The organism is Brevibacillus sp. MCWH (assembly GCF_013096935.1).
Lineage (GTDB): Bacteria > Bacillota > Bacilli > Brevibacillales > Brevibacillaceae > Brevibacillus > Brevibacillus aydinogluensis.
This window is the reverse complement of the sequence record NZ_SDLF01000028.1, coordinates 1-20,379: the sequence shown is the minus strand read 5'-3', so window position 1 is coordinate 20,379 and position 20,379 is coordinate 1. Positions and strand designations below refer to the sequence as shown.

Sequence of the window (20,379 nt, the reverse complement as noted above, 5' to 3'; positions counted from 1 at the left end):
GCTCATGCGGCGGCGTTTACGGCACACGTGCGGCTGAAAAACACGAAACGGAAGCAAGTCCCCTATCTGGGGCCGCTTCCGTTTTCGTCGTTCGCTTCTCCATGACCATCGAATGCAGCAGTGCGGCCGCTTGTCAATCCGCCTTCAAATCCGCCTTCAGAACGGCCATTCCAATTTGGTGCCAATCACGTGGTCGAGCGGAATAAAGCCGATGTCCCGACTGTCCCGGCTGTTGTTGCGGTTGTCCCCCATCACGAAGATGTGGTTGTCGGGCACGACGACTTTTTCCAAGCCGTCGTACTGGGCTGTCTCCTTGATGTACGGTTCGTCCAGCGGCTTGCCGTTGCGGTACACCTGGTGATTCTTAAATTCCAGGACGTCGCCCGGTTTGCCGATTACGCGCTTGACGTACATGAAATCTTCCTTTTGATTGCCCAGCATCAGGTGAATCAACGGATGGTTCATCAGGTCATCCCGGATTGTGCGCTCTCGGTTTACACGGCTGTCGATCACGACGATGTCGCCGTAATCTGGCAGGTACGAAAAGGTGTGGGAGAGTTTGGACACGTAGATCCTCTGCTGATCATGCAGCGTCGGGTCCATGGAGTGGCCTTCCACCTTGAACGGTTGGAAAACGAAGACGCCCAGAACCAGCGCCAGCAATGCCGCGAAGACGATGGAACTAATCCAATCCCAAATCTCTTTGAGCTTCACAAGCAGCCCGCCTTTCGTACAAGTTTGTCTACCACGTATGATAGCACAAACTCGGCTGCAAATTAACCGGGCCAGCTCGCTCCCCCTCTCTCCTTCACGGCAGCCCGCGAAATCCCCGTGAATTTCCCCGGACAACCGTCAAGCGATTACCTCCACATCGGGGTTGTAGCGCCGCACATACCAAAGCAGATCGTCTCCGCCCACCCCGCTGGACGCCGGACGATGCGGCTGCTGCATCAGATAGCTGGCAAGCTGTTTTGCCCCTCTCTCCAGCCGTTTACGCGCCGCATCCGGCAGCGTCAACACGTGCGGAACGAGCAGCTGCAGGTACCAGACCCCCCGCTGCTCCTCGGAAATGTCAATCTCCAGTTCGATATCACTGCTGTCAAATGCAAACAGATGGTTGAACAGCGACTCTCTCGCGTTCGCGTCCAATTCCGACACGTCAAGCCTTTGCACACTCAGGTAATACTCGTCATTGAACAGGACAATCTGTTCGTCAATCGGTTGGTACTTCTTTTTCAGCGGGTCCATGTGCGTACCTCCGTTTCTTTTCGTGATATTTTTCAGAATAAAACGACAATGGGTGTTTCAGCAAGATCTGTCTGTCTGTTTGTGCACACTCACGACCTGGCTGTCCCCGCAAGCGTAAAAAAGGCCTTGCTCAATCGGCAAGACCTCAGACTGAAGACAAACGGTTCATTGTATAAGCGTCCATAAGAAAATGATTTCCAGGCCGAAAGGCCTGACCATTCATCAACCGAAACTGTAGACAACGTACATCGCATGGAGAGATGGGCCAAGCGAGCTCCTTTGACGACCGGCTCAGCGGAAAAACGATGACGCGGGGACCAACAGGGGACACAAGTCTCACTTCATCGAAACACCCAGATGTTTGTCCCCTGCCTGCGTCGCGTTTTGGAGCGGACTTCATCCGCTTCTGTGCTGGGCGTCAAGCGAGCGAGCGGGCCCGATCTCCCATGCGCCGCGAACACTGTCTACACGCTGAGGCCTTGCCCAATCGGCAAGACCTCAGACTGAAGACAAACGGTTCATTGTATAAGCGTCCATAAGAAAATGATTTCCAGGCCGAAAGGCCTGACCATTCATCAACCGAAACTGTAGACAACGTACATCGCATGGAGAGATGGGCCAAGCGAGCTCCTTTGACGACCGGCTCAGCGGAAAAACGATGACGCGGGGACCAACAGGGGACACAAGTCTCACTTCATCGAAACACCCAGATGTTTGTCCCCTGCCTGCGTCGCGTTTTGGAGCGGACTTCATCCGCTTCTGTGCTGGGCGTCAAGCGAGCGAGCGGGCCCGATCTCCCATGCGCCGCGAACATTGTCTACACGCTGAGGCCTTGCCCAATCGGCAAGACCTTTGCAGCATTCCTGATGTGCTAGAACAGTGACGATCCTTCTGCCAGCGCCTCCGCGTCCTCGCGGGTGATCAGCACGGCGCGGGGCTTGCCGCCGTTCTGACCGGCGACGTAGCCGTCCGCCTCCATCATCTCGATCAGGCGGGCCGCCCGGTTGTACCCGATGCGGAAGCGGCGCTGCAGGGCAGAGGCGGAAGCCTGTCCCTGTTCCGCGACAAAGAGCAGCGCCTCGTGGTACAGCGGATCGTCGCCCATGTCGTACGACTGGACCTGCTGCTCCAGTTCCTCTTTGCTAAACAGGTAAGACGGCTTTCGCTGCTGTTTGATCGCGCGCGTGATCCGCTCGATTTCGTCGTCCGAGACGTAGTTCCCCTGCAGGCGAACAGGAGTGACCCCGCTCTCCAAAAAGAGCATGTCGCCCCGTCCCAGCAGCCGCTCCGCGCCCGACTGGTCGAGGATGGTGCGGGAATCCACCTGTGAAAAAACGGCAAAGGCGAGACGGGTGGGCACGTTGGCTTTGATGTTGCCCGTGATCACGTCCACGGACGGCCGCTGCGTGGCCAGCAGCAGGTGAATGCCGCAAGCCCGCGCCTTTTGCGCAATGCGAATAATGCATTCCTCCACATCCTGCGGCGAGACCATCATCAGGTCGGCCAATTCATCGATCACGATTACGATGTACGGCAGCGGCTGGTCGACGGTCTGATTATAGCGTTCGATGTCACGCGCACCCGCGTCGACGAAGAGCGCATAGCGTTTTTCCATCTCCTCCACCGCCCACTTCAGGGCGGCTGTCGCCTGCTTGGCGTCTGTCACCACTGGCGTCACCAGATGGGGCAGATGGTTGTACGGAGCCAGTTCCACCATTTTCGGGTCGATCAACAGCAGCCGCACTTGTTCCGGCGTCGCCTTGTACAAGAGGCTGACGATGATCGAGTTGATGCAGACGCTTTTCCCCGAGCCGGTGGCACCCGCGATCAGTCCGTGCGGCATCTTCTTGATGTCGGCGACGATCGGCTCCCCGCCAATGTCCATGCCGAGCGCCACGGCCAGCGGTGACGGATGCTCGCGGAATTTCGCCGAGCCGATGATCCGGCTGATCAGGACCGGCTGACTGGTCAGGTTGGGGACCTCAATCCCGACGGCGTTGCGGCCGGGGATCGGCGCCTCGATGCGGATGTCCTTGGCCGCCAGGTTCAGCTTGATGTCGTCAATGAGGCTGGTGATTTTGTTCACCTTGACCCCAGGCGCCGGCTGCAGTTCAAAACGCGTGACGGACGGCCCCTTGACGATGCCCACCACCTGGGCGTTGACGTTGAAATTGGCCAGCGTCTCCTCCAAAAGCATTTTTTGAATCTGCGTGTGTTCGTCGTCGTCTTCGCTCATCGGCGGGCAGGGGTCGAGCAGATCGAGCGACGGCAGCTCGTAAGACGGTTCCGCAGTTCCTGCAGCCGACGATGCCCTTTCCTGCACGGCGGCAGAGGCGGCAATTTCTTTTGCGCTCATCTCCTGTTCCCGGACTGTCCATCCTGCAGCAGCTTCCAACTCGGCGGCTTGAGGCTGTTCCGCAAGGTCGCAAGCAGTCGATTCGGGAGCGGACGCCTCCCATGCAGGGGAGAGCGGCTTGGCCGCCGATTCGTCCGACAGCGCTGGCGCCTGCGTTTCTCCCGGTTCTGTCGGCACCTCGTCTGCATCTTCGTCCGCTGTTTGGGCGGGCACTGCCGGCGATTCGCACGCGACATCCATCGGCGCCTCTGATTTTTCCGACGGCGTCGTCTCTGTTTCCAGCACCGTCTCTGTTTCAGGCAATGTTTCTGTCTCTGCCACCAACTCTGTCTCAAGTACCGCGTCTGTCTCCGGCACCATCTTTGTCTCCGGCCCCGGTTCCATCTCATGCGCCGTCTCGGACACCGTCTCCGTATTCATCACAGCCTCGGCTGCTGCCGTGTTATTGAACACCACATCACGTGTTGTCAGCTCATCGGAGGCCGCCGATTCTGCTTGTACCTCCGAAACGTCCCGTGCTTCAGCAGCTTCCCCCGCATCCGTACCGTTCTTTGCTGCGGGCACTTCCTGTTTGGTCCACGGGAGCGTTGCAGCCGTCTCTGCCGCCGGTTCATTCGGCTGCAGTTCCGCCGAAACAGCGTCTGTCTCCGCTTTAGCCGTCAACTCGGGACGGTCCGCAGCCTCCTCCGTGTTTACAAATTCCCGCTTGTTGTCCGCTCCGGCGTAGAAGATCCCGGACGTCGTGTGAATCCGGTGCTCCGTCTCCCGCGTGGACGGCGTCATTTTTCCGTATACCGGGGAGATGAACTCCGACGGCTTATATGTACGTTTTTCCGCAGCAGCCCCCGCCGGGCGCAACGGCTCGGCTTTTCTCTCCTCACGTCGGACCGTTTCTGTTTTAACGCGATCTATTTTGCGCGGGGTATGCTCAGCCCCCCGCTTCTCTTGAATCACTTCCGGCTTCACTTGTTCGCCGGCCTTCATACCGTCGGCGATGCTGCGGGCGGATGAGCCGCTGCGAAAGACCAGATCAGGCCCTGAGTACACACTGTCACCCCGCCCGGGCTTGTCCATCTCCACCGGCTCTCTCTTCTTCGGCCGGTGAAGCTCCTCGTCCGAGATCACGGGAAAGCGAAAATGGCGTTGCCTCTCCCTTCTCGGAAACTCCGGTTCCTGCTCGTCGCCCCGCTGTTTCGGGTAAATGTTCTTTGTCTTTGCCCGGAGTTGACCGGCGGCTGGTCCGGCAAGCGGGCGATAACGGACGGTTTCACGCTCCAGCTCCTGCTCTCGCTCCTGCTCTTCTTCTCCCAGCACATATCGGATCATCTTTTGCAGCCACGACCACATGTTGCAACGTTCCTTTCTTTCATTACCTACCTTTTGTATCGAGTGATTTTCTCTTTCATATTAGCATGAATCATCCGCTGGTTTTTACGCCCAATGTTTTTTTCTAAAATTCCGCAACCTTTTTTTTCATAAAACGTAGTAGATATTGGGAATGAAAAGACAATCTAAGGGAGGATGAGAAACATGTGGAAAAAGGGCAGTGCCCTGCTTCTCGCCCTGATGCTGCTGCTGACCGGCTGCGCCGGTGAAGCATCGCTCGTGCGTGACGCCATGGTGGCATCACTGGAGAAACATAACTACGACTTTGAAGGAACAATCAAATTGACCGGCGACATTGACAAGCTGCCGGCCGCCCTTGGAAAACAGCAGCAGGACAAGGAATCTGCTGCAATCCTGGCCGCTGTACAAGCAGGCGTAACCGTGAAAGGCACAGTGCTTGACACGAAAAACATGAAGTTCAATGTGGAAGTGAACGACGACAAACTGCTTCGCGAAAAACAGTTCTGGACCGGCGACAAAAAAGCCGCGCTGGAAGTGGTGATCAACGACGGCAAGTTGTTTGCAAAAACGCCGCTGGATCAAAAGTACCTGCTGTTTGACACCAACGTGATCAACGCGGCTGCTCTTGGCGAAAACGTCAAAGTGGATGCCGCCAAAATCAAAGAGTATCAGGACAAGATGAACAAACTGGCGATTGACTTCATGAAGAAGTACTTCGCTACATACGGCTACAAGCTGTCCAATGCGAAAAACCTGGGCACCGAAACCGTGCAGCTGCCCAACGGCGAAAAGGTAAAGGCAACCCACGTAGCCGTGAATCTTGACGCCAAAGAACTGATCAACATGTTCTTCTACACCGCCAACGACGCGGTAACCAACCAGGAGGTCAAAAAGTTCGCCATCGAAATGATGGTGCTCTCCAACAGCCTGAATGAAGAACTGCTCAACCCGGAAAAGAAAACCAGCGAAGCGGAAAAACGCGCAGTCGCCGAAGCGATGGTAACCGCCGGTCTGGCAAAAGCCAAACAATGGCTGGATACCGAGGGCAAAAAGCAGACACCGGAACAACTTCTGGAAAAGGCTAAACAAAATGGCTTCCATGGCGTGACGTTGAACATGGACTTCTACATCACCGAAGAAAAACTGCCGGTTCGTCAAAAGAGCACGCTGAACGTTACCTTCCAGGTTCCGGAAATGAAACAGCCGCTGACCATCGGGCTGGAATCGGATCAGTACAGCTACAACTTCAACAAAGCGACCAAGTATGACGTTCCGTCCAAAGACGCCGCTGTAACGCTCGACCAGCTGAAACAAGACAAAAAAGCGCTCGACGCATTCCGTGAAAAAGGCTTCCTGCGCGTGTTCGCAGAAAAAGCGCTGGAAGAGCACCAGGCCCTGGAGCAGTTCAAGGCAATGGAACAGGAGACGAAAAAGTAAGCGGATAACGTATGACAGGCATGGCGCCGAAAACGCCATGCCTGTTTTTTCATTATATTTTATATTGAGCCTACCGTCTTGCCGGAATGATCCCCCGCTCTTCCAGATAGCGCAGGACGATTTGGACCGACTCCTCTACCGACTGCGTGCCGCTTTCCACGATCAGCTCCGGGGAGAGCGGCTCTTCGTAGGGAGACGTGATGCCGGTAAACTCGGCAATTTCTCCGCTTCTCGCCTTCCGGTACAAGCCTTTTGGATCGCGCCGTTCGCACTCCTCCAGCGGACATTTGACGTAAATCTCCACAAATTCGTCCGGCTCCACCAGTCCCCTCGCCAACTCGCGGTCCTCGCGAAACGGGGAGATAAAGGCCGTCAGCACGATCACGCCGGCGTCGACGAACAGCTTGGCCACTTCGGCGATCCGCCGGATGTTTTCCTTGCGGTCAGCCGGGCTGAACCCCAGCCCGCGATTCAGGCCGTGCCGAATGTTGTCGCCGTCCAGCACGTAACTCTTCAGACCGCGCTCGTGGAGCTGCTGATCCACGGCGTTGGCCAGCGTCGATTTGCCCGCGCCGGACAGTCCCGTAAACCAGAGGATACAGCTTTTGTGGCCGTTTTGCCGTTGGCGGTCCGCCTTCGTCACCGTCGTCGGATGCCAAACCACATGGGCGTTCGCTTTGCTCATCGCATTTCCTCCCCTCTGTCAGACGGACAGCGCCTGCAGTCCTTCGATCAGGACCTTGGCGACTTCCGGACGGCTGAACTCCGGCGGCGGCGCTTCCCCGCGGGAGAGCATCTCCCGCACCTTGGTGCCGGACAACGCCACATGATGTTCTGCTCCGTGCGGGCAGGTCTTGCTGGAGGCCATGCTGCCGCAGGCACGGCAGTAGAAGCTGTTTTCAAAGAACAGCGGCGTAATGCCCAGTTCTTCCGGCGTGAAGTTCAGAAAGATGCGCTGCGCGTCGTACGTGCCGTAGTAATTCCCTACACCGGCATGATCCCGGCCGACGATAAAGTGGGTGCAGCCATAGTTTTTTCGCACCATCGCGTGAAAGATCGCCTCGCGCGGTCCAGCGTACCGCATTGCGGCGGGAAACACGGCGAGCTGCACGCGTTCAGGCGGATAGTAGTGGCGCAGCAGCACCTGGTAACTTTCCATGCGGACGACGGCAGGGATGTCATCCGCCTTTGTCTCGCCGACCAGCGGATGGAGGAGCAGGCCGTCGACGATTTCCAATGCCGACTTTTGGATGTACTCGTGCGCACGGTGAACGGGATTGCGCGTCTGGAAGCCGACCACGGTCTTCCAGCCCCGCTCGGCAAACCGCTTTCTGGTCTCGGCCGGGTCAAGGGTATGAGCGGCGAACACGCCTTTGTCAGGCCGTTTCACCAGTGTAATCGGACCGCCGAGATACACATTCGGACGCTCCAGCAGCTTTTTTACCCCCGGGTGTTTGATTTCGTCGGTGCCGTACACCTGACGGGCTTCCACCTGTTTGTCCGGACGGTAGATATCGCGCACTTCCAAGAGGCCGTATACGGTTCCTTGGTGCGACAGCCGCACGGAATCGCCGACCTTCAGTCCGGCCGCATCCTCTTCCGCAACGGGCAGCGTGACGGGAATGCTCCACACCAGCCCGTTGGCAAGCCGCATCCGCTCAACGACCGATTCATAATCCCCCCGCTCCATAAAGCCGGTGAGCGGGCTGTACGCCCCGATGGCTATCAACTCCAGGTCGGCCAGCGCAAACGCATCCAGTTCCACCTCGCGCACTGCCAGCGTGAGGTCTGCTTCCGGATTGAACCGGTTGATCAGTGTGCCGCCGTGTGGTTGGCTTGTTGTCATGGTTCTTCACTCCTTTGGATTCGATCGAGTTGCCGAAGCGGGCGCGACGTGCAGGCCGCATTCCGTCTTGCCCGTATTGGCCCAGCGGCCTGCCCGCGCATCCTCGCCTTCCCGAACCGCGCGCGTACAGGGAGCGCATCCGATGCTCGGGTATCCCTGGTCGTGCAGCGGATTGTACGGCAGGTCAAACGTGCGGATATACAGCCATACCTCCTCCCACGTCCAGTGAATCAGCGGACACACCTTGAGCGAACGGAAGCGATCGTCACGGTTGATGTATTGGACGTGGGCCCGCGTCGGCGACTGTTCCCGCCGCAGACCGGACAACCAGGCGACCGCCCCCTCCAGCACTGACGCCAACGGCTCCACCTTGCGCAGGTGACAGCACTGGTCGGGCTGCCGCTCCCACAGCGCCTCCCCGTAAGCGGCCGCCTGTTCGGCCAAGGAAAGCGCCGGTTCCTTGATCGTGATCTTCAACGTTGGGAAGCGCTCCCGGACCCGTTTGATCAGGTCGTACGTTTCGGCAAAATGAAGATGGGTGTCGAGGAAAAAAACGGAAGCATCCGGCTTCACCTTGCTGATCAGGTCAAGCAGCACGATGCCTTCCGCGCCAAAGCTGCAGGCGTACACGAGGTCATCGCCGAACGTGCTGTACGCCCACTTGATCACGTCCAGCGCGTCTTTGCCCTCCATCTCCCGGTTGACCTTGGCGAGCTCGGCATCCGTCACCGATTCATAATTCCAGTTCATATGCCTCCTCCTTGTTCGTTGAACGAACTGCTCTCACGACGCACGCTGCTCCCCGCTCACATGACACTGCCTGCCTCCAGCCCATGGAACGGGCACGGGCAGCCGTCTCTTCACCGACACAGAGCAGCGGCTGATTCTGCCACTCTTCCCCGGCAAACTGCGCCAGCGCGTCCAGATGGTACGGATCATCCGCAGCCAGCCAGTCAAATCGCCGGGCCCGCAGCAGCGGGGCAGCAGGATGGGTGTCGACCCATGCCAGCCGGCCTGCGGAAGCCGTGCGCCAAACCACCCCGTCCGCAGACGCAGCGATCCCGCTCGGTCCGCCGCTCAGGCACAGCCCCCGGTCTCCCTGGTCGAGCGGCAGGTTTTGGGAGACGGCGGCAAGCGGTTCGTCTGCGGCAAACAGCCGCTCTGCCGGCAACCCCCGGCTTTCGAGCGCCTGGGCAGTCCGCTCGCCGCGTGCAGCAATCCGAGCCTTGATCCGGCGAAGATCGATCCGCCGTTCGCGAAGCGTGCGAAAAAAGAAGTCCACCTGCCGCTCGTCGGCAAATACCAGCCACCGGCATGCCAGAAGCTCATCGGTCAGGCGTTCCGCGTTTGCATCAGCCTCCGCTGCCCGCGCTTCGACTGCCACCGGCAGGACGTCGGCCCCCAGCGATTCCAACTCCGCCAACAAACGGTCTTCCTGCTCCGGATCGCCGGCGGCCGCGGCCACCGTCAAGCCGAACAGCGGCTTTGTTTCGTACCACTCGAGTGTATCGCGCAGTCTGACCACCTCGCCGATGACGATGATCGCCGGCGCGTGAAACTTCGCCTCCGCCGCCTGCCGATCGATGGTGGAGAGCGGACCGACCAGCGTCTGCTGCACGCTGAGCGTGCCCCAACGCACCATTGCAACCGGCGTATCGGCCGGTTTGCCGTGCGCCAGCAGGCGCTCCCGGATGTGCGGCAAGTTTTTAACGCCCATGTAAATCACCAGCGTTTCCATCGCGGCCAGCGCCGCCCAGTCCAACTCCCTGCCCGCGTTTTGCTCGCACTGATGGCCGGTGAGAAACGCTACTGCCGAGTTGTACTCCCGGTGCGTCAGCGGAATCCCCGCGTACAGCGGAGCTGCCACGCCCGAAGTGATGCCAGGCACGATCTCAAACGGAATCCCTGCCTGCCGGCACACTTCCGCCTCCTCGCCAACCCGACCGAAAATGCTCGGATCGCCGCCTTTCAGCCTGACGACCAGGCTGCCCTGCTGCGCTTCCCGTACGAGCAGCCGGTTTATTTCCTCCTGGGGAAGCGAGTGACGATCCGCTTCCTTGCCGACGTAGATCAGCCGGACGTCTGGTTTGGCGTGGGCGAGCAGCAGCGGATTGGCCAGCCGGTCGTACACGACCACATCCGCCCGTTTGATCGCCTCCTTGCCTTTAATCGTGAGCAGCTTGGGATCACCCGGGCCAGCCCCCACAAACATGACGCTGCCTGTCTTTTTCATCAACCGCCCTCCTAGCTGTACCCGTTCCTTGTCTGACGCGGCAAGGCGCGCCGCTGATCACTGCTCCCTCAAAACGCGGCGGGCCGCAACCGCCGCGCCTTTGCCTGTCAAAACTGCGCCGTTTCAATCACATAGCCCACGCCCTGCCGCCCCAACGGCTTTTTTTCCACCAGGCTGAGCTGTTTGATCTGCGGCGGCGCCACCGTGTGCCGGAGAATGTTGTTCTCCGCTGCGCTAAACGCCCGTTCGTCCGACTGTGCGACAACCACGATCGTCAACAGCCGGTCCGCCAGCTCCGCTTCCAATTTGTACAAAAACGTTTCCGCTTGCTCTTCCGCCATCTCGTCTCCTCCTCGGCACCGCTTACGCTGTCTGCAAAATCTCGTCCACCTGCCGCTGAATCGCCTCGATGCCGACGCGTTCCACGTAACGCCAGTACGGCTCCCCTTCCAGCCGCTCGTTCTTGTAGGCGGTGATGAGCTGTGCCAGGAACGGTCCCAGTTTGTCGGCGGTAATGCGCGCCTTCAGCTTTTGGTTAAAACGGGGGTCCTCCAGCGTGCCGCCGACGTGGACGTCAAAGGCGTCAACCATGCCCTCCGGCGTTTTCACCAATGCCCCTTGCAGACCGATGTCGGCGATCTGCCGCTGGCCGCACGAGTTGGGACACCCCACCATGTGGATGCGCAGCGGTGTATCCAGCGGCACGGTCGCATCCAGGTACTCCGCCAGCGCCCGCATCCGTTCCTTGGTCTCCACGATCGCCAGGTTGCAGTATTCGATCCCCGTGCAGGAGACGGCATACCCGACAAACGTGTTGGGCTCCAGCTTGAACCGGTTGACCACGATCGGCTCAGCCCGGAACGCCTCCACTTTTTCCGCCGGAATGTTGCGGATCAGCACGTTTTGCGTGTTGCAGGTGCCAATCGTTCCGTCGCCGTACTCGTCCGCCAGCCGGGCCAGTTCCAGCAGTTCATCCGCGTTCATGCGGCCGATGGGCACCGACAGCCCGGCGTAGTAAAAGCCTTTCTGCCGCTGCTCGTGAATGCCGTAAAAGTAACCGGCGTTCCAGCCCTTCAGCAGGTCTTCTCCTCTCGTCTCCAGTTCGCCGGTCAGCTTCAGCAGCTCTTCCTTGAACCGCTCCGCTCCCCAGTCGGCGACCAGGAACTTGAGCCGGGCATGGGTCCGTTTGTACCGGTAGCCGTAGTCGCGGAACAGCGTGGTGACGCCGGCCGCCACCTTGACCACCTCTTCCGGGCGGACGAAGACGTCCAACTGCTGCGCCAGGTACGGTTTGGCCGACAGGCCGCCGCCGACCCAGACGTGGAAGCCGATCACCTCTTCTCCACCGATCGTCTTTTTCGCCGGGGTAAACGCCAGGTCGTTGATTTGCGCGTGAGCCGCATTGTACACGTTGGCCGAGATCGACATCTTGTACTTGCGCGGCAGGTTGGAAAAATCCCGATTGAGCAAAAAGAATTGCTCCAATTCTTTGACGATCGGACGCGTGTCAATCACTTCATGCGGATCGATGCCGGCGAGCGGGTTGCCCATGATCGTCCGCGGACAGTCGCCGCACGCTTCAAACGAGGAAAGACCAACGGCGCCCAACCGTTCGAAGATGTCGGCGAGCGACTCCACCGTCAGCCAGTGAAATTGAATGGCCTGCCGCGTCGTCACATCTACGAGATCGCGGCCGTAATCGCGGGCGATACCGGCCAGCACACGGGCCTGTTCACTGGTCAAAATCCCGCCAGGAATGCGCACCCGCATCATGAAATAGCCTTCTTTGGGCCGTTGTTGGTAGACGCCCGCCCACTTGAACCGGTCGAAATCGGATGCTTCGATGGAGTCGTACCCCTGCTTGGAATAGGTGTTGATAATTGTCTCGATCACGTCCAACCCGTCTTTTTCCAGCTTGGTCAGCTCCACTTTGTTCAGATTGGGATCATCCGCCCATTTCCATTTACGTTGCTTGGCCATCGCCAATCACGCTCCTTTGCGTTTGATAGTCCAACAAAAACGCCGTCTTTGCCGACTGTACGATCCATTCGCCAATCAGCGGGTGAGGCAGATACGCGCTGCCGTCGTACCGGTAGGACACCCCTGCCAGCCGCTCCGGCAGAGCACGGCGGGTAAAATACCCCTGGCTGACAAACAGCGGCAGCACGACCAGCTCCCCGCAGGATGCAAGCTGCCGGGCGCGGGTCGCGACCGTATCCGGCCGCAGCGTGGCATAGCCCGCGGCAGAGAAGTAAAAGCGGTTTTGCAGGCGGAACGTCAAGCGGTGCAAAAGGCGCTCCCAGCGTTCCCGATACCCTGGCAGGTCGCTGCCGTGTCCGACGAGCAGGAGCGCTTCGCGGTGAGGATCGACGGACAGAGCCTGCAGCCGCTCGCAGACGATCTGCTCCACCAGCGGATGGTCCTCCAGCGGCTGACACCAGAGAAACCGAGCCCGCGTGGCGACAGGTTTGACGTTTGGCGTTATGGCATCCGGCTCCAGCCCGAGCATCCCCCTGATTTCGCTGACGTGGGTGCTCCCGGCGGTGACAAACAGCGGCACGGCGGCGATCGTTTCCACCCCTGCCCGCTCCAGACGCTCTACCTCATCGGCAATGCCACGCCCCTCCACCCCGTCCAAGTAGGCGACTCGAATCAACATCTGGCGGCGGTAGGGACGGACCGCTTCTTCCACCCGTTCCATCCAATGAGGGTCGGGCGAGCCGTGGGCGATGACCAGCACGGCCGCATCGGTCATGCAAATCCCCCTTTCTCAATGATGTATAATTCCTATATAGTTACTAGGAATTATAGTGTCATTCGCTCCGTCCGTCAACAAAAAAAGACCGGGCATGCATGGCCCAACGCGAACGGCACCGCATGCTTTGCTCGCAGAAGCCTATACACACCCGGCGTTTTGTCACAACCATTCAACACTTTACCGGCCGGCAGCCGATTCCCGATCGTCTCCATGAATCCGCCGCCCTGTTCAGCTTTTTCTTTTGCGCACCTAGTAGCTGATCAGCGCCGCCTATCCGCCAATCAAACCGCATATCCGCTCGTGAATCCGGCCGTTGCTGGCCACCAGCGATGGGAAATGATCAGCGCTGAACGACGCGTGTCGGTACGGGTTCCCTTCCCAATCGGTTATGATCGCCCCCGCCTCTTGGGCAATCAGGATGCCGGCGGCCACATCCATGATGCCGGAGCGCTGCATGACGATGTAGTCCAGCCATCCGTTTGCCAGGAGACACCAGTCCAGGGCGGGGGCGATGTTGCGCATCAGCCGCTTGGTGTTCAGCGCGAACGGACGGGTAAACGCCCACTCTTCCTCCTTGGTCACCGTGTTGCGGCCGCGAATGTACGTGCCGACCGCTCTCGTCAAATCGTCCCGCTCGTTGACGGCGAGTCGTCTGCCGTTTAAAAACGCCCCGTTGCCCTTTTCCGCCCAAAACATCTGGCCGGCCACCGGGTTGTACACCACTCCCAGCACGACTTCGCCTCTGTGCTGCAGGGCGATCGAGACGGAGAAGTAGGGAAAACCGATAAAGTAATTGTTGGTGCCGTCCAGCGGGTCGACGATCCAGAGGTATTCCTCGTCGCCCTCCACCATGCCGATCTCTTCGGAATAGATCGCATGTCCGGGAAGATGACGGCGCAGCACCTCGATGATGCGCCGTTCGCTCTCCTTGTCTTCCGGCAGCTTGACGTCGTTGTGCAGTTCCTCATCGGGCACGAGACGCTCCAAAAACCGCTCCTGCAAATACGCGCCCGCCTGGCTTGCGGCTTCTTTTGCAATGTCCAGCATGATGCTCCATCTCCTTTTCTCTGTCCTCATCCATGGTTTTCCCTTGCGCTTTTCCCGGTTTTTTTCCTATGATTAAGAGACACCCGTTTTCGAGGCCCCAACAGCCGCTTGGCGGTCGCCTTTGCGCCCGCGCAAGCCAATATCGGGCGGAATCCCGTTCCCTGCTTACAAGACGGGTCCTTCTGCCGCAGGAGGGGAAACCACATGAACAACGATTTTATTCGTCTGAAAAATCTGGAAGGCGAACTGAAGCTGACCCAGATGAACAAAAACCTGGGCTGCTCCGTCACCAGCAAAGAACTGGTATTTCAAAAGCCGCACATGACCTACCACCTGTTTTTGCATGACATCGTCAGCATGGTGCCGGTAAAGCTGGACAGCTCACCGATCTCCTTTCGTCGCCAAAACGAAGTCATTCAATCCGCGTTTGGCTCCGATTACTACAAGCTGTCCGTAAAGTGGGCCCGCATCGTCACCCGCTCGGGCGTCGTCGAACGGGAAAACATGGAGTTCATCGTCCCGCTCTCTGCCAAAATGCTGTCGTACATCGCCCAATACAGCGGGCTCGTGGCGATCACGTAACGTAAAACACCTCTATGCCGCCCCGGCGTGCCCAGGGATGCTTCGTTATTCGCGGCCCGCTTTCGCCTGCATGTCCCTACCGTTTCAGGACGATGAACGTGCCGGTGCCGTGAGCGATCAGCCGGTCCTGTTCGTCGTACACGCTGCCCTGCATCACGACCAGCGTCTGCCCGCGATGCAGAAAACTGGCTTCCGCACGCAGCCGCTGCCCTTTGCCCGGACGCAGGTAGTTGGTCTTCAGTTCGGTCGTCACCGCGTACCGGTCGGGGGGCAGGCTGCGGTTGATCAGGGAACCCATCGCCGAGTCAATCAGCGTCGCCAGGATGCCGCCGTGAACGACGCCCAGCGAGTTGTGCATGAACGGCGTCAGCGGCACATCAAAACGGTACGTGTTTTCATCGACAAATTCGCCCTTCAAGCCGAGAAATCCGGACAGAAAGGCGCTGTTCCGCTCCCGCCGCTGCCGGATGGCCTGCAGGGCCAGTTCCAGTATCTGCCGCTCCTCGTCACTCCCTTCTTCCCAGATCGCTTTCCACTCTTCGTTCATCTCTGTTCACTCCACGCAAAAATAGCATTCACTTCCTTATTCTAAAACAACGCCGACGCGATTTCACGTTCCGCTTTTTCACCCGCGCTGAGCAGCCGCCTTTCTGAGCGAATGTTCAGACTCTTACGGTTGTTTGTACTTGTGAAAAAGTGATAAGATAGTTCAAAACACGGCAGGTTTTTGACTGGAAAGGAGTTTTTCATAGTGGTCAAACGTAGAAGCGACATGATCAAGAAAGGCTTTGACCGCGCCCCCCACCGCAGTCTGCTGCGCGCGGCCGGAGTAAAAGAAGAGGATTTTGACAAACCGTTTATCGCCATCTGCAACTCGTACATCGACATCATTCCCGGCCATGTGCACCTGCAGGAGTTTGGCCGGCTCGTCAAGGAAGCCGTGCGGGAGGCGGGCGGCGTACCGTTTGAATTCAACACGATCGGCGTGGACGACGGCATCGCCATGGGACACATCGGCATGCGGTACTCCCTGCCCAGCCGGGAAATTATCGCCGACAGCCTGGAGACGGTCGTCTCCGCTCACTGGTTTGACGGCATGATCTGCATTCCCAACTGCGACAAGATCACACCCGGCATGATGATGGGCGCGCTGCGGGTCAACATTCCCACCATTTTTGTAACCGGCGGCCCGATGAGAGCGGGCAAAACCAGCGATGGCCGCTCCATCTCGCTCTCGTCCGTCTTTGAAGGCGTCGGCGCCTACCAGGCCGGCCTGATCGACGACAAGCAGCTGGAAGAACTGGAGCAGTACGGCTGTCCGTCCTGCGGCTCCTGTTCCGGGATGTTTACGGCCAACTCGATGAACTGTCTGGCGGAAGTCCTGGGCCTCGCGCTCCCCGGAAACGGCACGATTCTCGCCGTCTCGCCGGAGCGCCGGGAACTGGTCAAAGCGTCAGCGAAAAAGCTGATGGAGCTGATCGAACGCGACATCAAACCGCGCGACATCGTCACGCTGGAAGCGATCGACGACGCATTCGCGCTGGACATGGCGATGGGCGGCTCCACCAACACGGTGCTGCACACGCTCGCCATCGCGCAGGAAGCGGGCATCGAGTACCCGATCGAGCGCATCAACGAAGTGGCCAAACGCGTCCCGCACCTGTGCAAGCTGGCCCCCGCCTCCGACTACCACATCGAGGACTGCCACAACGCGGGCGGCGTATCGGCCATCCTGAAGGAAATCGCCAAAAAGCCGGGGACGCTGCACCTGGAGCGCATCACCGTCACCGGCAAGACACTGGGGGAAAACATCGCCGAGGCGGAGATCAAGGACGACAAGGTCATCCGCCGTTTGGACAACCCGTACAGCGAGTCGGGCGGCCTCTCCGTCCTGTTCGGCAATTTGGCGCCGCAGGGCGCAATCATCAAGACGGGCGGCGTGGACCCGTCGATCAAGCGGCACGAGGGACCGGCCATTTGTTTCGACTCGCAGGATGAAGCGTTGGCCGGCATCGCGGGCGGCAAGATCAAGCCGGGCCACGTGGTCGTCATCCGCTACGAAGGCCCCAAGGGCGGCCCCGGCATGCCTGAAATGCTGGCGCCGACCTCCCAGATCGTCGGCATGGGGCTGGGCAAAGAAGTGGCCCTCATCACCGACGGCCGATTCTCCGGCGCCTCCCGCGGCATCAGCATCGGCCACGTCTCACCGGAAGCGGCGGAAGGCGGACCGCTCGCCTTCGTCCAGGACGGGGACATCATCAGCATCGACCTGGAGGAGCGCTCCATCCACCTGCATGTCTCTCCCGAGGAACTGGAGCGCCGCCGGGCCAACTGGAACGGCTTCGAGCCAAAGGTAAAAACCGGCTACCTAGCCCGCTACTCCAAGCTGGTGACCAACGCCAGCCAGGGCGGCGTGCTGAAAATCTGATTTCGGTCCAAAACAACACGGGCACCTCACAAAGAGGTGCCCGTACGTTTGATCAAGATCTCGTCAGCACACGGACCGCCGTCGTGTACTTGTCCAACAGCTCCGGCACCGGCGCAAATCCGATCCCCGGCGCCTCGGGAACGGCAATCGTGCCATCGGCGGCCACTTCCACCCAGGGGTCGATGATGTCTTCCTGCCAGTAGCGCGACGAGCCCGCCGTGTCGCCAGGCAGCGTAAAATTGGGCAGAGTGGTTACGGCGATGTTGTGCGCCCGGCCGATGCCCGATTCCAGCATGCCCCCGCACCAGAGCGGAATCCCCTTTTCCACGCAGAGGTCGTGAATCCGTTTCGCCTCCGACAGTCCGCCGACGCGGCCCACCTTCATGTTGATGATCCGCGTGCTGCCCAGCTCAATCGCTTTGCGCGCATCCTCGTACGAGTGGATGCTTTCGTCCAGACAGATCGGCGTCTTCAGTTCCCGCTGCAGCTTGGCGTGGTCGATGATGTCGTCGTGGGCCAGCGGCTGTTCGATCATCATCAGATCAAACTCGTCCAACTGCTTCAGCACATCCACGTCGTTCAGGGTGTAGGCGGAGTTGGCGTCGGCCATCATCGGAATGTCGCCGAATCGCTGGCGCAGCGCGCGGATCACCTCCACGTCCCTGCCCGGCGCAATCTTGATTTTCATCCGGCGGTAGCCCAGCTCCAGGTATTTCTCCACGTTGCGGAACAAATCGTTGATGTCCGCCTCGATCCCCAGGCTGACGCCCACCTCGATCCTGTCCTTGGTGCCGCCCAGCGCTCGGGCCAGCGGAATCCCCTGCTGTTTGGCGTACAAGTCCCAGTACGCGCCTTCGAGAGCGGATTTGGCCATGTTGTTGCGGCGAATTGGGGCAAACAGGCGCCCCACCTCGTCGGGATGGGCGATCTCCCCGTATTCAAACAGCATCGGCACGAGGAAATCCTCCATCATGTGCCATGCCGTTCCCACCGTCTCCTCGCTGTAGAGCGGTTTGCCGGAAACGACGCACTCCCCGTAGCCGACAAAATCCTTGGTGTGAACCTCCACCAGGATAAAATCGCGGATGATCTCGGTGCCAAAGCTGGTTTGAAACGGCGCTTTTAACTGCATGCTCATCTTGCGGAGCACGATCTTTTCGGCGTTCATGCTACCAGACTTCCTTTCCCCCAGTGGTATTTGACAGCCTGCTGGTGATTGCACTCTCTTTATACCACAGGGAGGTCCGGCGGGGAATCATTCAATTTCAAATTTTCCAAAATCAAACGGCTCGTTGTTATGACCGCATCATTATTTCCCGATTCGGTTGTTACAGGACGCGGCGAGCCGTAACGAAGCGTTTCTCCCACGACGTGCCGCGGAATTTGGTATACGTCACGCCCGGTTTGCCGTAGGTATGCAGCAGTTTGTTGTCGCCGGCGTAGATCGCCACGTGCGTGATATAGGTGGATGTCGGTTTGCTGCCGGACGAGCGGAAGAAGACCAGATCGCCCTTTTTCAAGCTGCTCTTGGATACTTTGACCCCGACTTTCGCCTGCGAACGGGATGTGCGCGGCAGGCTGATTCCCAGCGCTTCACGGTAGACGCGCTGAACAAACGACGAGCAGTCAAACGTGCGCGTCGTGCTGCTTTTCGAGCCGAATTTATACGGCGTGCCGAGATATTTGGTACCCACTTGAATGACTTTATCCGCCCGGGATTGGGTCCATTTTGCCTCAGCCACACCGTGGTTGCCGGGAAGTGGAGCCACCACCCCGGTGACGCCGAGGGCTGTACCCAACAAAATGGCGACAAGCGTTTTGCGAAGTTTCATGCTGTTTCTCCTCCCTTGTTGCAAAATCCTTGTTGAAAAATCGATCGCCGATTTCACGCTTGTCCTCTACTCTACCATCGCGTCACCGGTTGATAATTGTCAAATTCCTGGCAATTCCGCCGATCGTGGCTGTCAGCTATTTCTACTTGACACTGTCGTTCCCATAGCGGCGGGGAATCCTGCTTCCTTTTTTCATTCCCGTTTTCCAAAAACTGCTACCCCTGTATGCCAATTTTGTCCAGCGTAATCTTCATTTGTTCAACCGCCATACGGCTTTTGTCCCGGATGATTCCCAACACATTCCATATTGATCGCAGAATTCCTGGAACTATTTGTAAGACGCCTGTCTGCCTGTATGAATGCTTGCAACCTGGACCGACTCGTCGTACAGTATATAGGAGCTTGTCATGGGCAGCGTGCTGAGAAAGCGCGCGTGTCGGGTAAAGAGGAGGTTCATGTTTTCATGCGACTGCGCAACATCCCTGGGGCCGAAGAGGCCCTGCGCGAATATCCCACGTTTGTGGACTTCCCGGACTCCTATCGCGGCAAATGGAGCGAGCGGTTTGGCAACGACCGTCCCATTCATGTGGAAATTGGCTGTGGCAAAGGGCGGTTTATCAACACGCTGGCCGAAAAACATCCGGACATCAACTTCATCGCCGTGGAATTGAAGGCGGAGGTAATCCTGCGCGCCGCCCAGCGGACGGAGAAGCGGGCAATCCCCAATCTGGCCTTTGTCCAGTACAATGCGGCAAACCTGTCTGACCTGTTCGCACCGGGCGAAGTGTCCCGCATCTACCTCAACTTCAGCGATCCCTGGCCGAAGAAGCGGCACGCCAAACGGCGCCTCACCCACGCCAACTTTCTGATGGGGTACAAACAGGTGCTGAAGCCGTACGGAGAGATTCACCTGAAAACGGACAACGAACAGTTGTTTGAGTTCTCGCTCAACCAATTTTCGGACCAGCGTTTTCAGCTGCGCCACATCACATTTGACCTGCACCATTCGCCATTTGCCGAGGACAATGTGATGACCGAGTACGAGGAGCGCTTCTCCTCGCGCGGACAGCGCATCTACCGGACGGAAGCCATTTACCTGCCGGAGTAGCACACACCGGCAGCCGACAATCAGAAACAGAATCGAGTAGGAGGGGGTGGTTAACCCCCGTCCTCTCACACCACCGTACGTACCGACCGGTATACGGCGGTTCACCAAGCTTGACGAAGTGTGAAATATCGCTGTATCAAACTCATCAGCCCTTGTT

General features: G+C 58.8%; 18 protein-coding genes. 4 read left to right on the top strand and 14 right to left on the bottom strand.

Features of this window, described 5'->3' with window-relative positions; translation table 11 throughout:
- Positions 1 to 156: 156 nt before the first annotated feature.
- The 3 genes from lepB to ETC00_RS18015 all read right to left on the bottom strand — a co-directional run bounded on the left by lepB (position 157) and on the right by ETC00_RS18015 (position 4,951).
- Entirely contained in the window at positions 157 to 714 is a 558-nt protein-coding gene (lepB, locus tag ETC00_RS18025; RefSeq protein WP_371808918.1) for a signal peptidase I, read from the bottom strand.
- A gap of 138 nt (positions 715 to 852) precedes the next feature.
- Complete coding sequence (locus ETC00_RS18020) at positions 853 to 1,248, bottom strand: hypothetical protein (RefSeq protein ID WP_171567509.1); 396 nt, start codon at positions 1,246 to 1,248, stop codon at positions 853 to 855.
- Between the two features lie 871 nt (positions 1,249 to 2,119).
- Positions 2,120 to 4,951, bottom strand: a complete 2,832-nt coding sequence (locus ETC00_RS18015) for a DNA translocase FtsK (protein ID WP_171567508.1) — start codon at positions 4,949 to 4,951, stop codon at positions 2,120 to 2,122.
- A gap of 183 nt (positions 4,952 to 5,134) precedes the next feature.
- Here ETC00_RS18015 and ETC00_RS18010 point away from each other — a divergent pair, with 183 nt between their 5' ends.
- Positions 5,135 to 6,388, top strand: a complete 1,254-nt coding sequence (locus tag ETC00_RS18010) for a hypothetical protein (protein ID WP_171567507.1) — start codon at positions 5,135 to 5,137, stop codon at positions 6,386 to 6,388.
- 70 nt (positions 6,389 to 6,458) lie between these two features.
- Here ETC00_RS18010 and cysC read toward each other — a convergent pair whose 3' ends face one another.
- The 8 genes from cysC to ETC00_RS17970 form a co-directional block, all read right to left on the bottom strand.
- Positions 6,459 to 7,073 (bottom strand): adenylyl-sulfate kinase, encoded by a 615-nt coding sequence (cysC, locus tag ETC00_RS18005; protein ID WP_171567506.1) that lies wholly within the window; start codon positions 7,071 to 7,073, stop codon positions 6,459 to 6,461.
- Positions 7,074 to 7,091: 18 nt separating this feature from the next.
- A complete protein-coding gene (gene sat, locus ETC00_RS18000) occupies positions 7,092 to 8,234 on the bottom strand; it encodes a sulfate adenylyltransferase (RefSeq protein WP_171567505.1) in 1,143 nt (380 codons plus the stop codon).
- Positions 8,235 to 8,240: 6 nt separating this feature from the next.
- Positions 8,241 to 8,984, bottom strand: a complete 744-nt coding sequence (locus ETC00_RS17995) for a phosphoadenylyl-sulfate reductase (RefSeq protein WP_171567504.1) — start codon at positions 8,982 to 8,984, stop codon at positions 8,241 to 8,243.
- Positions 8,968 to 10,467, bottom strand: coding sequence for a uroporphyrinogen-III C-methyltransferase (gene cobA, locus ETC00_RS17990; RefSeq protein WP_171567503.1), 1,500 nt, complete (start codon positions 10,465 to 10,467; stop codon positions 8,968 to 8,970). The genes ETC00_RS17995 and cobA overlap by 17 nt, the downstream gene beginning before the upstream one ends.
- Positions 10,468 to 10,574: 107 nt before the next feature.
- Positions 10,575 to 10,808 carry a DUF3906 family protein gene (locus ETC00_RS17985; RefSeq protein WP_171567502.1) on the bottom strand — a complete coding sequence of 78 codons (234 nt, stop codon included), beginning with the start codon at positions 10,806 to 10,808 and terminating at the stop codon, positions 10,575 to 10,577.
- A 22-nt stretch (positions 10,809 to 10,830) separates the two neighbouring features.
- Positions 10,831 to 12,447: a nitrite/sulfite reductase gene (locus ETC00_RS17980; protein ID WP_171567501.1), complete on the bottom strand. Its 1,617-nt coding sequence runs from the start codon at positions 12,445 to 12,447 to the stop codon at positions 10,831 to 10,833.
- Positions 12,431 to 13,222: a sirohydrochlorin chelatase gene (locus tag ETC00_RS17975; RefSeq protein WP_171567500.1), complete on the bottom strand. Its 792-nt coding sequence runs from the start codon at positions 13,220 to 13,222 to the stop codon at positions 12,431 to 12,433. Before ETC00_RS17975 ends, ETC00_RS17980 begins: the two co-directional genes overlap by 17 nt.
- 273 nt (positions 13,223 to 13,495) lie before the next feature.
- Complete coding sequence (locus ETC00_RS17970; protein ID WP_171567499.1) at positions 13,496 to 14,272, bottom strand: inositol monophosphatase family protein; 777 nt, start codon at positions 14,270 to 14,272, stop codon at positions 13,496 to 13,498.
- Between the two features lie 204 nt (positions 14,273 to 14,476).
- Here ETC00_RS17970 and ETC00_RS17965 point away from each other — a divergent pair, with 204 nt between their 5' ends.
- Positions 14,477 to 14,854, top strand: a complete 378-nt coding sequence (locus ETC00_RS17965; RefSeq protein ID WP_171567498.1) for a hypothetical protein — start codon at positions 14,477 to 14,479, stop codon at positions 14,852 to 14,854.
- A 76-nt stretch (positions 14,855 to 14,930) separates the two neighbouring features.
- Here the strand turns inward: ETC00_RS17965 and ETC00_RS17960 are convergent, their stop codons facing one another.
- On the bottom strand, positions 14,931 to 15,401 hold the full coding sequence (locus ETC00_RS17960; RefSeq protein ID WP_171567497.1) for a PaaI family thioesterase: 471 nt from the start codon (positions 15,399 to 15,401) through the stop codon (positions 14,931 to 14,933).
- Positions 15,402 to 15,605: 204 nt separating this feature from the next.
- On the opposite strand from ETC00_RS17960, the gene ilvD reads away from it, so the two are divergent.
- Complete coding sequence (ilvD, locus tag ETC00_RS17955) at positions 15,606 to 17,282, top strand: dihydroxy-acid dehydratase (RefSeq protein ID WP_311837765.1); 1,677 nt, start codon at positions 15,606 to 15,608, stop codon at positions 17,280 to 17,282.
- Between the two features lie 52 nt (positions 17,283 to 17,334).
- Here the strand turns inward: ilvD and menC are convergent, their stop codons facing one another.
- On the bottom strand, positions 17,335 to 18,450 hold the full coding sequence (gene menC, locus ETC00_RS17950) for an o-succinylbenzoate synthase (protein ID WP_171567496.1): 1,116 nt from the start codon (positions 18,448 to 18,450) through the stop codon (positions 17,335 to 17,337).
- A gap of 160 nt (positions 18,451 to 18,610) precedes the next feature.
- On the bottom strand, positions 18,611 to 19,114 hold the full coding sequence (locus ETC00_RS17945) for a C40 family peptidase (RefSeq protein WP_171567495.1): 504 nt from the start codon (positions 19,112 to 19,114) through the stop codon (positions 18,611 to 18,613).
- A 463-nt stretch (positions 19,115 to 19,577) separates the two neighbouring features.
- Between ETC00_RS17945 and trmB the strand changes: the two genes are divergently transcribed.
- Complete coding sequence (gene trmB / locus ETC00_RS17940; protein ID WP_171567494.1) at positions 19,578 to 20,222, top strand: tRNA (guanosine(46)-N7)-methyltransferase TrmB; 645 nt, start codon at positions 19,578 to 19,580, stop codon at positions 20,220 to 20,222.
- Positions 20,223 to 20,379 lie beyond the last annotated feature (157 nt).

What these genes read in the sequence shown, in the direction of transcription:
- ETC00_RS18020 (WP_171567509.1), bottom strand. Translation starts at nt 1,248, where the DNA reads ATGGACCCGCTGAAAAAGAAGTACCAACCGATTGACGAACAGATTGTC.
- ETC00_RS18015 (WP_171567508.1), bottom strand. Translation starts at nt 4,951, where the DNA reads ATGTGGTCGTGGCTGCAAAAGATGATCCGATATGTGCTGGGAGAAGAA.
- ETC00_RS18010 (WP_171567507.1), top strand. Translation starts at nt 5,135, where the DNA reads ATGTGGAAAAAGGGCAGTGCCCTGCTTCTCGCCCTGATGCTGCTGCTG.
- cysC (WP_171567506.1), bottom strand. Translation starts at nt 7,073, where the DNA reads ATGAGCAAAGCGAACGCCCATGTGGTTTGGCATCCGACGACGGTGACG.
- sat (WP_171567505.1), bottom strand. Translation starts at nt 8,234, where the DNA reads ATGACAACAAGCCAACCACACGGCGGCACACTGATCAACCGGTTCAAT.
- ETC00_RS17995 (WP_171567504.1), bottom strand. Translation starts at nt 8,984, where the DNA reads ATGAACTGGAATTATGAATCGGTGACGGATGCCGAGCTCGCCAAGGTC.
- cobA (WP_171567503.1), bottom strand. Translation starts at nt 10,467, where the DNA reads ATGAAAAAGACAGGCAGCGTCATGTTTGTGGGGGCTGGCCCGGGTGAT.
- ETC00_RS17985 (WP_171567502.1), bottom strand. Translation starts at nt 10,808, where the DNA reads ATGGCGGAAGAGCAAGCGGAAACGTTTTTGTACAAATTGGAAGCGGAG.
- ETC00_RS17980 (WP_171567501.1), bottom strand. Translation starts at nt 12,447, where the DNA reads ATGGCCAAGCAACGTAAATGGAAATGGGCGGATGATCCCAATCTGAAC.
- ETC00_RS17975 (WP_171567500.1), bottom strand. Translation starts at nt 13,222, where the DNA reads ATGACCGATGCGGCCGTGCTGGTCATCGCCCACGGCTCGCCCGACCCT.
- ETC00_RS17970 (WP_171567499.1), bottom strand. Translation starts at nt 14,272, where the DNA reads ATGCTGGACATTGCAAAAGAAGCCGCAAGCCAGGCGGGCGCGTATTTG.
- ETC00_RS17965 (WP_171567498.1), top strand. Translation starts at nt 14,477, where the DNA reads ATGAACAACGATTTTATTCGTCTGAAAAATCTGGAAGGCGAACTGAAG.
- ETC00_RS17960 (WP_171567497.1), bottom strand. Translation starts at nt 15,401, where the DNA reads ATGAACGAAGAGTGGAAAGCGATCTGGGAAGAAGGGAGTGACGAGGAG.
- menC (WP_171567496.1), bottom strand. Translation starts at nt 18,450, where the DNA reads ATGAACGCCGAAAAGATCGTGCTCCGCAAGATGAGCATGCAGTTAAAA.
- ETC00_RS17945 (WP_171567495.1), bottom strand. Translation starts at nt 19,114, where the DNA reads ATGAAACTTCGCAAAACGCTTGTCGCCATTTTGTTGGGTACAGCCCTC.
- trmB (WP_171567494.1), top strand. Translation starts at nt 19,578, where the DNA reads ATGCGACTGCGCAACATCCCTGGGGCCGAAGAGGCCCTGCGCGAATAT.